Source organism: Actinomycetospora straminea (assembly GCF_028737255.1).
GTDB lineage: Bacteria > Actinomycetota > Actinomycetes > Mycobacteriales > Pseudonocardiaceae > Actinomycetospora > Actinomycetospora straminea.
Genome location: NZ_JAQZAN010000001.1, coordinates 285000 through 297583, shown reverse-complemented (window position 1 = coordinate 297583; position 12584 = coordinate 285000). Strand labels below are relative to the sequence as shown.

Annotated in this window: 11 protein-coding genes and 1 pseudogene; 4 read left to right on the top strand and 8 right to left on the bottom strand. The window is 76.2% G+C overall.

Annotated elements, in window-relative coordinates:
• The first annotated feature begins 61 nt into the window (after window positions 1-61).
• Window positions 62-901, top strand: a complete 840-nt coding sequence (locus tag PH190_RS01460) for a hypothetical protein (protein ID WP_274229730.1) — start codon at window positions 62-64, stop codon at window positions 899-901.
• 127 nt (window positions 902-1028) lie between these two features.
• Here PH190_RS01460 and PH190_RS01455 read toward each other — a convergent pair whose 3' ends face one another.
• From PH190_RS01455 to PH190_RS01435, 5 genes are all read right to left on the bottom strand, one after another.
• Entirely contained in the window at window positions 1029-2735 is a 1707-nt protein-coding gene (locus PH190_RS01455) for a glycine/sarcosine N-methyltransferase (RefSeq protein WP_274229729.1), read from the bottom strand.
• A gap of 261 nt (window positions 2736-2996) precedes the next feature.
• Window positions 2997-4202: an OmpA family protein gene (locus PH190_RS01450; protein ID WP_274229728.1), complete on the bottom strand. Its 1206-nt coding sequence runs from the start codon at window positions 4200-4202 to the stop codon at window positions 2997-2999.
• Window positions 4199-5200, bottom strand: coding sequence for a coiled-coil domain-containing protein (locus tag PH190_RS01445; protein ID WP_274229727.1), 1002 nt, complete (start codon window positions 5198-5200; stop codon window positions 4199-4201). Before PH190_RS01445 ends, PH190_RS01450 begins: the two co-directional genes overlap by 4 nt.
• Window positions 5197-5904 carry a hypothetical protein gene (locus PH190_RS01440; protein ID WP_274229726.1) on the bottom strand — a complete coding sequence of 236 codons (708 nt, stop codon included), beginning with the start codon at window positions 5902-5904 and terminating at the stop codon, window positions 5197-5199. The genes PH190_RS01445 and PH190_RS01440 overlap by 4 nt, the downstream gene beginning before the upstream one ends.
• On the bottom strand, window positions 5904-6719 hold the full coding sequence (locus PH190_RS01435; RefSeq protein ID WP_274229725.1) for a hypothetical protein: 816 nt from the start codon (window positions 6717-6719) through the stop codon (window positions 5904-5906). Before PH190_RS01435 ends, PH190_RS01440 begins: the two co-directional genes overlap by 1 nt.
• A gap of 354 nt (window positions 6720-7073) precedes the next feature.
• Here PH190_RS01435 and PH190_RS01430 point away from each other — a divergent pair, with 354 nt between their 5' ends.
• The 3 genes and pseudogenes from PH190_RS01430 (at window position 7074) to PH190_RS30575 (ending at window position 9897) form a co-directional block, all read left to right on the top strand.
• Window positions 7074-7694 (top strand): vitamin K epoxide reductase family protein, encoded by a 621-nt coding sequence (locus PH190_RS01430; RefSeq protein WP_274229724.1) that lies wholly within the window; start codon window positions 7074-7076, stop codon window positions 7692-7694.
• A 41-nt stretch (window positions 7695-7735) separates the two neighbouring features.
• Window positions 7736-9472, top strand: a pseudogene (locus PH190_RS01425) (heavy metal translocating P-type ATPase); the annotation flags it as partial.
• A gap of 95 nt (window positions 9473-9567) precedes the next feature.
• Complete coding sequence (locus PH190_RS30575) at window positions 9568-9897, top strand: hypothetical protein (protein WP_337993779.1); 330 nt, start codon at window positions 9568-9570, stop codon at window positions 9895-9897.
• A 76-nt stretch (window positions 9898-9973) separates the two neighbouring features.
• On the opposite strand, the gene PH190_RS01420 is transcribed toward PH190_RS30575, so the two are convergent.
• The 3 genes from PH190_RS01420 to PH190_RS01410 all read right to left on the bottom strand — a co-directional run bounded on the left by PH190_RS01420 (window position 9974) and on the right by PH190_RS01410 (window position 12400).
• Window positions 9974-10714 (bottom strand): DsbA family protein, encoded by a 741-nt coding sequence (locus tag PH190_RS01420; RefSeq protein WP_274229723.1) that lies wholly within the window; start codon window positions 10712-10714, stop codon window positions 9974-9976.
• A gap of 329 nt (window positions 10715-11043) precedes the next feature.
• Window positions 11044-11796 (bottom strand): zf-HC2 domain-containing protein, encoded by a 753-nt coding sequence (locus PH190_RS01415; RefSeq protein ID WP_274229722.1) that lies wholly within the window; start codon window positions 11794-11796, stop codon window positions 11044-11046.
• A 52-nt stretch (window positions 11797-11848) separates the two neighbouring features.
• Window positions 11849-12400, bottom strand: a complete 552-nt coding sequence (locus tag PH190_RS01410; RefSeq protein ID WP_274229721.1) for a sigma-70 family RNA polymerase sigma factor — start codon at window positions 12398-12400, stop codon at window positions 11849-11851.
• Window positions 12401-12584: the final 184 nt, after the last annotated feature.

Below are 12584 nucleotides of genomic sequence, written 5' to 3'. Positions count from 1 at the left end.
AGCCTGGCGTCCACGCTGGCACGGAACGCCAGGAAATCCACCAGCTGGCAGAGTCGCGGCGGTGGGCGGGACGGAGCTGACGCGGCTGGCCGCCCGCCTCGTGCCGGAGATGCGCCGCCGCGGGCCCTACCGTCCGCCGGACGACGACGAGGTCGCGTCGCTCGCCGTGCTGGCCGAGGCCCTGGCGAGCGGTGACGCGGCGGCGGCGCGCGCGTCCGGGGCGCCGCTGGGGCTCGCGGCGACCGAGGAGGACGGGCGCCTGCTGCTCGCGTCCGACCCGGGCGCCGGGCGGGCGTGGCTCGTGCTCGCGCTGTGGTGCGGGACGGCGCCGGGCACGGTGGTCGAGGTGCCGCACCCGAACGCGGACCTCGACACCGAGCACGTCGGGCTGGCGCTCGCCGAGCGCCGGCCCGGGGTGCTCTACCTCCAGGCGGGCGCGCACCGAGGGGCGGGGGCGCCGGCGGACGCCTGCGTGCGCGCCGACTTCCCCGCCGACGTCGCCGCCCGGGACGACGCACCGTTCGCGCGGGTGGCGGCGCAGCTCGCGGGCCGCGGCCTGGCGCAGGTCCAGCTGCACGGGTTCGCGGACCGGGGCGACGTCGACGTCGTGCTCTCGCCGGGCGCCGCGCCCCCGGGCGGCCTGCTCGACGCCGTCCGAGCGCGGCTCGGGTCGGCGGGGGAGCGCGTCGGCGAGGGCGACGACCCGCGGTGGGCGGACCTCCTCGGCCGGCGCAACGTGCAGGGGCGCGCCGCGGCGGCGACGGGCGCGGCGTTCGTGCACCTCGAGCTGTCGCGGTCCCTGCGCCGCGATCCCGGGCGTCGCGAGGCCGTCGCCGACGCGCTGGCCGGGGCGCTCGACGACGTTGCGGGCGCCGCGAGCGGGGGGCTTTCCTGGCGTTGAACGCCAGCGTGGACGCCAGGCTGGCACACCCCGGGCGCCCAGCCGCCCCGAGACGCGCGAAGGGCCGGGTGGGGACGCGGTGGTCCCCGACCCGGCCCTCGTGCGTCAGGCCGTCACACCCGGCGTGTCAGCGCTTGATGCGGAAGATGCCCCAGGCGAGCTGGCCGCTCTGGCCGCCGTTGACCCAGTTCCGCAGGCCCGTCTTCATGTTCGCGATGTACTCGTCGGAGATCGCGCCCTTGAACCGCGGCTCCGCGGCCTCGAGCTCCGCCAGCACGCGCCCGTAGTGGGTCGTGAGCTGGTCGGTGTGGTCCTCGAACGTGAAGTCCCCGAACCCGTGCTTCGCGAACTCGTCCCGGTAGAACCCCGGCGAGCCGAGGGTGTCGAGGTGCAGGCGCGCGAGGATCGGCGCGAGGGCCGAGACGTCGGCGGCGTCGTCGGCCATCGGGTCGGTGAACACCACCTGCCCGGTCGGCTTGAGCACGCGGTCGATCTCGGCCACCACCGCGCGACGCTCACCGGAGTGCAGGAACGCGTCCTGCGACCACACGAGGTCGTAGTAGTTGTCCTGCACCGGCATGTTCTCGAACGACCCGTCGACGACGTCGACGAGGTGGTCGAGGCCCTGCGCGCGGTTCTTCTCGCGGTTGCGCTCGTTCTCGACCTCGGAGAGGTTCAGGCACGTCACGCGGCAGCCGTACTGCTTCGCGAGCCACCGGGCCGAGCCGCCGTAGCCCGCACCCATGTCGAGCACGCGGGTCTCGGCGGTGATGCCCATGCCCTCGGCCATGCGCTCCACGGTGCGCTGCGAGGCCGGGGCGATGGCCTCGTCGGGGGTGTCGTAGAGGCCGACGTGGATGTCCTCGCCGCCCCAGACCTCGTGGTAGAAGGTGTCGGCGTCGGTCGAGTTGTAGTAGTCGCGCGCGGTGTGGACCGCGGTCGAGTAGCTCTCGGTCAATTCGTCGTCCGGCCGGTAGGTCTTCTCCGCGACGTGGATCCAGAAGTCGGGGCTCTCGGTCCCGTAGGTCTCCTGGAAGTCGCCGTACGTGTCGATCTTCTGGAACCCGACCTCGCGCATGAGCCGGCGCACGTAGTCCTTGCGCAGCGGGAACATGTTGAGGTGGTACACGGACCCGTCGTCGTGGAACGTGTACCGGAAACGGGCGAGCCCGTCGTCGATGTACTCGGGCTCCGCGGTCACCGTGTCACCGCAGTAGAAGTACTTGTGCTTCGACGAGAAGCCGTGGTCGAGGATCTCGTCGTAGTTGCGCTGGTCGAGGATCAGCACGCCGTCGTGCTTGAGCATCGCGTAGAACTCGGCCAGCGCCTTGCGCCGGTCGCGCTCGTTGAACAGGTGCGTGAACGAGTTGCCCAGGCAGATGATCGCGTCGTACTCGCCGTGGACGTCCCGGTTCAGCCAGCGCCAGTCGGCCTGCACCACCCGCAGGACGTGCCCGTGCTGACGGCCGTTCTCGAAGGCCTTGGCGAGCATCTCCGCACTGCCGTCGGCGGAGACCGTCTCGAAACCGGCCTTGAGGAGCTGGACGGAGTTGAACCCGGTCCCGGTGGCGACGTCGAGGACCTTCTCGACGCCCCGGGCACTGAGCTGGTCGATGAAGAACGACCCCTCGCTGGCGGCGCGACCCTCCCAGCCGATGTAGTCGTCCCACTTGTCCACGAACCCCTTGACGTACTCCTCTTGGTAATGGTTCGTGTCCCGGACCTCGTTCGGGTTCTCGCCGAACTCCTGGTGAACAGCCGGATCGAAATCAGGGGCCTCGGTGTAGTCGAGGCCAGCCGCGGTGTCGGGGCTCCGGTCTGCGGCTGCGGTCATGTGTCCTCCGGACGTCGGTGACGCTTCCGGAGAGACGACGCTAGGCAGAGTCCGGCGGTCCCGGAACCACCCCCCGACGCCGTACGGTCGACAGAATCGATACAGGCCCACGGTGTCGCGACGCGCACACAGCCGTATCACCGCTGCTCCGACCGGGTGTCCGCGGCAAGAGATCTCCGTGATCACATCGTGCTGTGACGGCAGCCACGTTTCTCGGGGAATGCGCGGACCGCCGTGTGTCGACGGCGTGTCACCGACCGGTTACCCGGTCGGCTCGACGATCACCGTCCGGTTCTGGCTCGCCGGGCCCGGCAGCTGCCGCCCGTCGGGACCGACGTCGTCGACGTAGCCCGGGAACTGGCTGCCCACGCCCCGGGTGCTGATGCGGTCGCCGGGCGCGCCGAGCTCGACCAGCAGCGCCTTGACGGCCTCCGCGCGCCGCGTGGAGAGGTCGACCTGACCCTGCGGGGTGCCCGCCCGCGCACTCGTCCCCGTGAGCGCCAGGCGCCGCGACGGCGATGCGGTGAGGAACTGCGCGAACGGCGTCATGACCGCGCGCGCCGCATTCCGGTCGCGGAACTCCGCGGTGTCCGGCTGGAACCCCACGGAATTGTCGTCGGGCAGCGTCGTCGTCTGTCCCGGCGTGATCGTCGGCGGCGGCGGGACGTCGACGACGCTGACGGGCGGGACGTCGCTCGGCGCGTCGCCGCCGCGCGGCTCGTCGACGACGGCCACGCACGACGCGCCACCGGCCTCGGCGACCGCCGTCCACAGCGCGACCAGCGAGGAGCGCTGGGCGGGGCTCAGCGCCGGCTGGGGCTCCGCGACGTCACCGAGGCCCGCGAGGACGACGGTGACGCCCTGCAGCCCCGGCAGCGCGTTGTTCGCCCGCAGCGCCTCGACGGTCTCGGCGGGCGGGGCATCGAGTAGGCCGCGCTGGCGGAAGTCCAGCGGGGCGACCGTCGAGAGCCCGGAGTCGACGAGGACGACGGTGCCGGGACGGTTGCCGCCGGCGGAGCGCCCGGCGAGGTCGAGCGCGCCGAGCACGTCGACCTCCGGGGTCTGCGCGCGCAGGCCGGTCAGCGCCTCCCCGAACCCGTTGAGGAACGCGTTGCGGTCGTCCTCCGCGGCGATGCCGTTGCCGGCGTCGGAGGAGAACGTGTCGCTGCCCGCCGAGACCGGCCGGCCGTCGACGTTGATCAGCGTGATGCGGGGCTGGTAGTCCTCGTCGACCGCGCGCGTCAGCGTCGAGACCGTCGCGTCCTGGACGGCCTGCGGGAGGCCGGGCTCGGGGGAGTTCGCGCGGCCGGAGACCGCGAAGGCCATCGGGCCGACGGGCACCGGGCACGACAGGGCCCCGCCGCCCCCGCCGGCGAAGCCGCCGCCGGCGCCGCCCTCGTCACTCGAGCACCCGGCGACCAGCGCACCGGCCAGCACCACGGCGAGCAGGCCACCCGCTCGGTTCAACGATGATCTCCGTTCGCACTGGGCTCGGCCGTGGTCGGCAGGAAGGGGCGCAGCTCCGGCGGCGCCTCCTCGCCCGGCACGACCTCGCTGGCCGGGGTGAACAGCGGGTAGAACGACGAGCCGGTCAGGCCGTCGGTGACCGACGGGTTGCCTTTCTTGGACGCCATGAGGGTGCGCGCGTAGTTCTGCAGCTCGAGCATCTCGGCCACGACCTGCTGGCGGGCCGCGCGCCAGCGCTGGTCCTCGCGGGCGCGCTCGTTCTCCTGCTGGCGCAGCGCCTCGCGGGCGCGCTCGAGCTCGGCGCGGCTCTCCCGCTCGCGCTCGGTCGCGTCCTGCATCCGCCGCTCGGCGCGGCGCAGCGCGCCCGCCACGGGGTTGAACGACACGAACGTCGCCACCATCGCCGCGATGCCGCTGGCGAGGAACAGCGCGCCGAAGAGCAGCGCGGGCAGCAGGGCGTTGATGTCGACGTCGCCCGACGACCCGCCGAAGCCCCCGCCGCCCCCGGAGCCGAAGCCCCCGCCGGAGCCGCCGGACCCGAAGCCGCCACCGCCCGAGCCGCCCGAGCCGAAGCCGCCGCCCCCGGAGCCGAAGCCGCCCGACGACGAGCCGCTCGGGGTCATCAACCGGGTGTAGAACGCGGCCGCGCCGAGCGTGGCCCAGGTGACCGCGGCCAGCACGGTCAGGGTCACCGACGCCCGCGGGTCGCCGCAGCGCCGCCGGGCGAGGCCCTGGCCGACGAGGTGGGCGAGCCCGACCGCGGCCGCCGCGAACCCGACGGTGCCGAGCACGATGAGGAACGGCGAGCCCCGGAAGACCCGGGCGAGCACGACGTAGAAGGCGGCGATGTCGCCGCCGATCGCGAGCAGGATGATCGCCAGCGAGAGGTAGTCCTCCCGCGAGCGGTTGATCATCAGCGTGGCGTCGCGGTACGAGCGCGGACGCGGGCCCTCGTCGTCCGCGTCGCGCCGGCGCGCGCGGTCGAACAGGGCGCTCACCGGTCGCTCCCGTGCCGGCCGGGGCGCATCGGGTCGCCGCGCTCGGGGCGTCGTGGGGGGCTGTCGATCGAGTCGCCGCCGACCGGCCGGGGCATCGGGCCCGTGGGCGGGTCGGCGGGGGCGACGTCGGGCTCGTCGGCCGGGGCGCTCGTCCTCCGTGACGACGGTCGCGGCGCCGGGGCGGCGGTCCCGACCGGCTCGCCCAGGCGCTCGCGGGCCTCGTCGTAGTCGCGGCGGGCGATGGCGAGGGCGCGGCGGTCGCGCTCGTGGGCGGCCTCGGCCTCGGCGAGCTGCTGGCGGGCGCCGCCGACGAGGCGGTCGACGACGGCCTGGTGGTCGGCGTGCTGGGAGTCGATCCGCGAGAGCCAGCCCGACGCCCACGAGGCGATGAGCGGGTCGAGCGCGGCGCCGGTGCCCTCGTCGACGCCGTCGAGCAGCTCCTGCACGAGCGTGCGGACGCGGCCGCGCGCGGCGCCGACGTCCGGGGTCGCCTGGTTCGGGTAGGGCATGGGCCCGACGCGGTCGGCGGCGTAGACCTGCGCGAACCGCAGCTCCTCGGGGGTCCCCGGGCCCGCCGGGACCCCGGGCAGGCTGGAGAGCGTGCCGCGGGGCGTCGACGGGTCGGTGCCCGGGGGCGGGCCGGCCGGGGTCGGGGGACGGCCGGTGCCGCCGCGGCGGCCGGGCCAGAACCTGCGGGTGGCCATCACTGCTCCTGGGGGGTCGCGGCGCCGTGCGGGGCGCTCGATCCGGGGCGCGCGGACGAGGTGGTCGGGAAGCCCGTCGGCGGGGAGACGGGGCCGGTGTCCGGGATCGCCGGGTCGCGGGCCTCCGCGGCGGCGACCCAGCCGGGCAGGACCGGGTGCTGGGCGGCCAGGGCCGGGCCGATGCGGTCGCCGGCCGGGTGGCGGCGCACGAGGTGGCGCTCGTAGGCGCTGATCCGGCGCATCACCTGGGCGTGCAGCCGCCGCACGCGGGTGGCGCCGACGAGCTCGCACGCGCTGATGGTGCTGGCCAGCCGCGCGTACTCGACGCGCATCTGCGTGAGCTGGGCGTGCAGACGGGCGGCCTCGTCGACCAGGGGCCGGCGCACCGCCTCGTGCTCGCGGGCGCGGCGGGCGGCGACGACGTCCTGCGCGGTGTCCCCCTCGCCGCCGCGGCGCACGGCGAGCTGCTCGGCGTCGAGCAGGACCGGGATGGCGTCGAGGCGCGCCCGCGCCCGGGCCAGCGCCTCCTCGGTCTCGGGGAGGCGCGCGGCGATCGTCGCGCGGGTCTGGTGCATCGGGGCGATCTCGACGTCGAGACGGAGCCGCTCGCGGTGCACGCGCGCCAGGAAGTCCTGGTGGTACTCCTCGAGCGAGGGCGTGCCGACGGGGCGGCCGGGCTCGAGACTCGGCAGCCCGGCGCGCGCGTCGGCGCGTGCCTGCCACCAGTCGCCCAGCCGCGCGACGAGCCCGTAGGGGGGCATGGGGGAGCCGGTCGCCCCGGGCGAGGGACCGGCCGGGCCCGCGGGCTGTGTCATCGAGCTGTCATCGGGTCGTCCATCGCGCGCTCACGGATCAGGCCGTTCCACCTGGCGGGTTCCTCCTGCGTCGCCCCGTGGGAGTGACGGGCGCGTCCGACGAGTCTAGGACGACGGTCCGTCGGGCCCTGTCGTCGACCGGTCCCTCCCGCCGTCGCCGTGCCGGGGCGGCTCTCCACCGGACGAGGACACCCGGTGCCGCCGGTGGACGACACACCACTCCCGGTCACCCGACGAGGCGGTGCGGGGCGATCGGCCGGGAACTCCGGCGGGCCGGCGCGCGACCAGCAGTTCGTGGTCAGCCGAACTGCACCCACCGAGGTCCTGTCCGTCGTGCGGGGGGACGATCGCGGGGTGGACGTCGCGGCCGCCCCGGGGCGCTCGGAGCCGGCCGTCGTGGAGGTCGCCCCGGCGCGCGGGACCGGCGCCGTGCTGCTCGTCGGCGGGCTCGCCGGCGCGGTGGTGTCGCTCGTCCTGCTGCTGGACAAGTTGGCGCTGCTCGCCGACCCGACGTTCGTGCCGTCGTGCAGCATCGACCCGGTGCTGTCCTGCGGCACGATCATGAGGACCTGGCAGGCGTCGCTGCTCGGCTTCCCCAACCCGGTGCTCGGCCTGCTGACCTTCCCGGTCGCGGCGGCGATGGGCGCCCTGGTGCTCGGCGGCGTGGCCCTGCCCCGCTGGGCGTGGTGGTCGCTGCAGGCCGGCACCACCGCCGGGATGCTGTTGGTCCACTGGTTGATCGTGCAGAGCCTCGCGGTGATCCACGCGCTGTGCCCGTGGTGCATGGTCGCGTGGGTCGCGGTGATCGCGATGTTCTGGGCCGTCACCGTGGCGAACCTGCGCGCGGGACGCCTCGGCGGTGCCTCGGCGCCGCTGCGCCGGCACGGCTGGGGGCTGGCGGCCTGGTACCTGGCGATCGTCGTCGCGATCGTCGCGACGTTCCCCGAGTGGGCGGCGGGGCTGGTGGGCCTGTGACGGCGGTCGCGCCGCCGGTGCTCGACCTCGAGATCGGCGGCATGACCTGCGCGGCGTGCGCGGCGCGGATCGAGCGACGGCTCAACCGGCTCGACGGCGTCTCGGCGACCGTCGACCTCGCGGGCGACAGCGCCCGCGTCGTGCTGTCCTCGCCCGAGGTCACGACGGCGACGATCGTCGACACCGTCGGGAAGCTCGGGTACACGGCCCGCCCGGCCCGTCCCACCGGAGAGGAGCCCGAGGACGCCCCGGCCGAGGACGCCGAGCTGCGCGACCTGTGGCGCCGGCTCGTCGTGGCCGCGGCGCTCTTCGTGCCGGTCGCCGACCTCGCGCTCGCGATGACCGCCGTTCCCTCGCTGCGCTTCGCGGGCTGGCCGTGGGTGCTCGCCGTGCTCGCCGCGCCGGTGGTGCTGTGGTCGGCGTGGCCGCTGCACCGCCGCGCGCTCGCCGGGCTGCAGCACGGGACGACGTCGATGGACACGCTCGTGTCGCTGGGCATCGTGGCGGCGACGGCGTGGTCGCTGGGGGCGGTGCTCGCCGGTCCTCCGGTGGCGTCCGCGGGCAGCACCTGGGCGCTGCTGCTGCACCCGACCGGGCCGGTGTACCTCGAGGTCGCGGCGGGGGTGACGACGTTCGTGCTGGCCGGGCGCTACGTCGAGCGCCGGGCCCGCCGGGCGTCGGGGGACGCGCTGGCCGCGCTCGCCCGTCTCGCCGCCCGCGACGTCGCGGTGCTCGGCGAGGACGGCACCGAGCGGCGGATCCCGGTGGCGTCCCTCGCGGTGGGGGCGCGGTTCGTCGTGCGCCCGGGGGAGAAGGTCGCCGCGGACGGGAGGGTCGTGGCCGGGCGCTCGGCGGTGGACCGCAGCATGCTCACCGGCGAGCCGGTGCCCGCCGACGCCGGTGTCGGCGACCGGGTGGTCGGGGGCACGGTGGCGACCTCGGGTTGGTTGGTCGTCGAGGCGACCGCGGTCGGCGAAGCCACCGCGCTCGCCGGGATGGTGCGCCTGGTCCGCGACGCCCGCGCCGACAAGGCCGACGTGCAGCGCCTCGTCGACCGGATCTCGGCGTGGTTCGTGCCGGCGGTCGTGGTCCTCGCCGTGCTCACCGGGGTGGCGTGGTGGCTCGGCACCGGCGACGCGGCGCGGGCGTTCTCGCCCGCCCTCGCGGTGCTCGTCATCGCGTGCCCCTGCGCGCTGGGGCTGGCGACGCCGATGGCGATGGTCGTGGCGTCCGGGCGGGGCGCGCAGCGCGGCGTCTTCCTCAAGGGCCACCACGCGCTCGAGACCAGCCGTCGCGTCGACACCGTCGTCCTCGACAAGACCGGGACGCTGACCACCGGGCGGATGACGGTGGTCACCGTCCTCGGCGGCGACCACGTGCTGGAGCGGGCCGCCGCCGTCGAGCGGGGCTCGGAGCACGCGATCGCGGCCGCGATCCTGCGGGCCTGCTCGTCCTCCGTCGCCGAGCCCGAGGACTTCGTCGCGCTGCCGGGGCTCGGCGCCCGGGCGGTGGTCGACGGGGTGACCGTGACCGTCGGGCGCCCCGACCTCGTCGGCGCGGTGCCGGCGTCGCTGCGTGCCGCGTGGGCGGAGGCCGAGGCGGCGGGGCACACGGTCGTCGCCGTCGGGTGGGACGGCGAGGTGCGGGGCGCGGTGGTGCTCGCCGACGAGGTGAAGCCCAGCGCGGCCCCGGCGGTGGCGGCGCTGCGGGCGGCGGGCCTGCACCCGGTGCTGCTGTCCGGCGACCACGCACGCGCGGCCCGCACGGTGGCCGACGCCCTCGGGATCGAGGAGGTCGTGGCCGGCGTGCTGCCCGAGGGGAAGCTCGCGTTCCTCGCGGCGCGGCGCGGCGCGCGACCGGGGCCGTGGTGGCGATGGTCGGCGACGGCGTCAACGACGGCCCGGCCCTCGCCGCCGCCGACCTCGGCCTGGCCGTCGGCACGGGCACCGACGTCGCGCTCGAGGCCGCCGACGTCATCCTCGTGCGCGACGACCTCACCGCCGTCCCCGAGGCGCTCGCCCTCGCCCGTGCGACCCACCGCACGATCCGCGTGAACCTCGGCTGGGCGTTCGGCTACAACGTCGCGGCGATCCCCCTGGCCGTCGCGGGCCTGCTCAACCCGCTGCTCGCGGGGCTCGCGATGGCCCTGTCGTCGCTGCTCGTCGTCACCTCGAGCTTGCGGCTGCGCGGCTCGTCGCCGTGATCAGCAGGGCGAAGCGCACCTGAGAGGGACCTCGAGAGGTGCGTTTCGCCCTGCTGATCTCGAGGTGGCGGCGGGGTCAGCCCCCGAGGACCGCGGCGAGCTCCGGCGAGTCCAGGTCGACGCGGCGGCCGTCGAGGACCACCGTCGGCGTGCCGAAGCTGCCGCCCTGCAGCAGCGCCGGGTCGTTCCGGGCCTGCTGGAAGTTGATGGCGACCTCGCCGGTGTGGCGGTTGCCCTGCACGCAGTCGGCGTAGCCCGGGCCGGCGCCGGCGCGCCGGCCGAGGTCGACGAGCTGGCCGGTGTCGTAGCCCCGCGCGCCCTCGGCGGGCTGGGCGGCGTAGAGGCTCGCGTGCACGGCCGGGAAGGCGCCGTCCTCGGCGGCGCAGATCATGGCGTTGCCCGCCGCCGAGGAGTAGCCGGGCGGGGTCGAGCGCTGGTCGAGCAGGTTCACGAGGTGGTAGCGGACCTGCACGCGGCCGGCGGCGACGGCCTGGGCGATGCGGTCGCCGTCGCGCTGCTCGAAGGCCTGGCAGGCGGGGCAGAGCGCGTCCTCGTAGAGGTCGACGGTGTGCGGCGCCGGACCGCCGGCGGTGACGACGCCGCCCTCGACGGTGGTCGCGTACGGCGCGGGCGCCGGGACGGCCGGGATGGCGTTGCCGGACGCGTCGGAGCCGTTGCCGGTCACGAGGACGCCGCCGATCACCACGACCGCGACGAGCAGCACGACCACCACCCCGACGACCATCGGCGTCCGCGACGACGTGCGCTGCGGCGGAGCGGGGCGGGGGCGGGTCGGGCGCTGGCTGGGCCGGGCCATCCTCGGGGTCCTCCTCGTGTCGGGGCACCGGTGGGGCCGGCGCCGTCCTCCTGGTCGCGCGGGAGGGCCCGGGAGTTCCCCGGAGTCGGTCAGCGGCCCTGCGCGAGGCCGGCGAGCACCGCGACCGTGACCGCGACGACGGCGAGGCCCGCGACGACCGGCGGGTGGGAGCGAGGACCGGCGTGGTCGGAGCGAGGGCGTCCTTCGCTGCCTGGGACGCAGCGGAGGCGTCCTTCGCTGCCCGCGAGGTGCTCGCCGCCGTGGGAGCGAGGGCGTCCTTCGCTGCCTGGGACGCAGCGGAGGCGTCCTTCGCTCCGACATCCGGGCGCTCAGGCGACGTCGGACTCGCGCTCCCAGGGGGGCGGGGCGCTCCGCGCCGGGTTCTCCGGCGCCGCGGCGCGGGCCCCGCCGCCGAGGGACGGCAGGCGCCGGCGGGCACCCGGGGTCGGCCCGGCACCCGGACGCGGGACGGTGCGCACCACCGCGAGCCCCAGCAGGAACCCCGCGACGACGACCAGGTGCGACACGACGCGCCCCGGCTCCACGCGTCCGGCGACGAGGTCGAGGCCCGAGAGCACCGCGAGCACCGCGATGAACGCGCCGAGCACGGGCAGCAGGCCGGCGAGGTGCCGGGTCCACAGCGCGCCGGCGAGGAACGCGACTCCGAGCGCGAGGTTCCACGCCGCGCTCTCGTGCGTCGCGTGCGCCATGCCGGCGCCGAGCACCATGAGCGGGTCCGTCGCGTGCTGGGTGTGGGTCGCGGCGCCCAGCAGCGAGACCGCCCCCAGCACCGCCTGCGCGAGCCCGACCGAAGCCAGCCCGGCGCGGGCCGCCACGCCCCGCCACCGCACCCGCGGGCCCGGTGCGGCGTCGAGGACGCGGTCGACGAGGTCAGGGCCTGGGGTCACCGCGACGGTCCGAGCGCGTCGGGTGATCGCCGCCGCGTCGTGCTGCCACGCCCGGCAGGCCGCGCAGCCCGCGAGGTGCGCCTCGATCCGCGCGTGCTCGCCGGCGTCGGCCTCGCCGTCGAGCGCGGCCGAGATCGCCTCCCGGCAGGCGTCGCAGGCGGAGGAGCTGGTCACGCCGTGCTGGTCGTCGCGCGGGGGGCCGGAGTTCCCGGGGAGACCGGGGCGCTCACCCGGACCGCCGCTGCGCCGACGGCTCGCCCAGCGCCTCGACGAGGTCGGCGCGGGCCCGCGCGACGCGGGAGCGGATCGTCCCGACCGGGCAGCGGCACACGGAGGCGGCGTCCTCGTAGCTCAGCCCGATCACCTGGGTGAGCACGAACGCCTCGCGGCGGTCGGTGTCGAGGGCGGCGAGGGCGTCCCGGACGGCGGCGGACTCGGCCGGGTCGGACTGCGGCGCGCGGCCGAGGGGGCGGTCGTCCTCGGCGGGCTCGGCGGGCGCGACCGGGCGGCGGGCGCGGCGGCGCAGGTGGTCGGCGGCGACCCGCCGCGCGATCGCGAGCAGCCAGCTGCGGGCCGGGGCGTCGCCGCGGTAGCGCCGCAGCGAGCCGAGCGCGCGCTCGTAGCACTCCTGGGCGAGCTCCTCCGCGACCGACGGGTCGGCGAGGTGCGCGAGCAGCCGGAAGACCTGTGCCTGCGTGGCCGCCACGAACTCGCCCGCGGCGGCCCGGTCGCCGTCCCGGGCGCGCAGCGCCAGCGCGGTGATCCTCGCGTCGTCCACCCGTGCTCCTCGTCGCGTCCCGCCGTCTCCCGGGCGGTCCTGCCACGGTGCGCGTCGTCGCGGAGGGCCCCGGAGTTCCCCGGCGTGACCGTCGCGACAACAGGGCTCCGCCGTCGCGCCGGCGGTGCCTACCGTGCCTCCCCGGACGGTAGGCCCACCCGCCGAACGGACGCGGAGCGGTCTC

Bases quoted from the DNA above. Each gene is read 5' to 3' on its own strand.
- PH190_RS01455 (WP_274229729.1), bottom strand. From the start codon at position 2,735: ATGACCGCAGCCGCAGACCGGAGCCCCGACACCGCGGCTGGCCTCGAC.
- PH190_RS01440 (WP_274229726.1), bottom strand. From the start codon at position 5,904: ATGGCCACCCGCAGGTTCTGGCCCGGCCGCCGCGGCGGCACCGGCCGT.
- PH190_RS01435 (WP_274229725.1), bottom strand. From the start codon at position 6,719: ATGACACAGCCCGCGGGCCCGGCCGGTCCCTCGCCCGGGGCGACCGGC.
- PH190_RS30575 (WP_337993779.1), top strand. From the start codon at position 9,568: ATGGTCGGCGACGGCGTCAACGACGGCCCGGCCCTCGCCGCCGCCGAC.
- PH190_RS01420 (WP_274229723.1), bottom strand. From the start codon at position 10,714: ATGGCCCGGCCCAGCCAGCGCCCGACCCGCCCCCGCCCCGCTCCGCCG.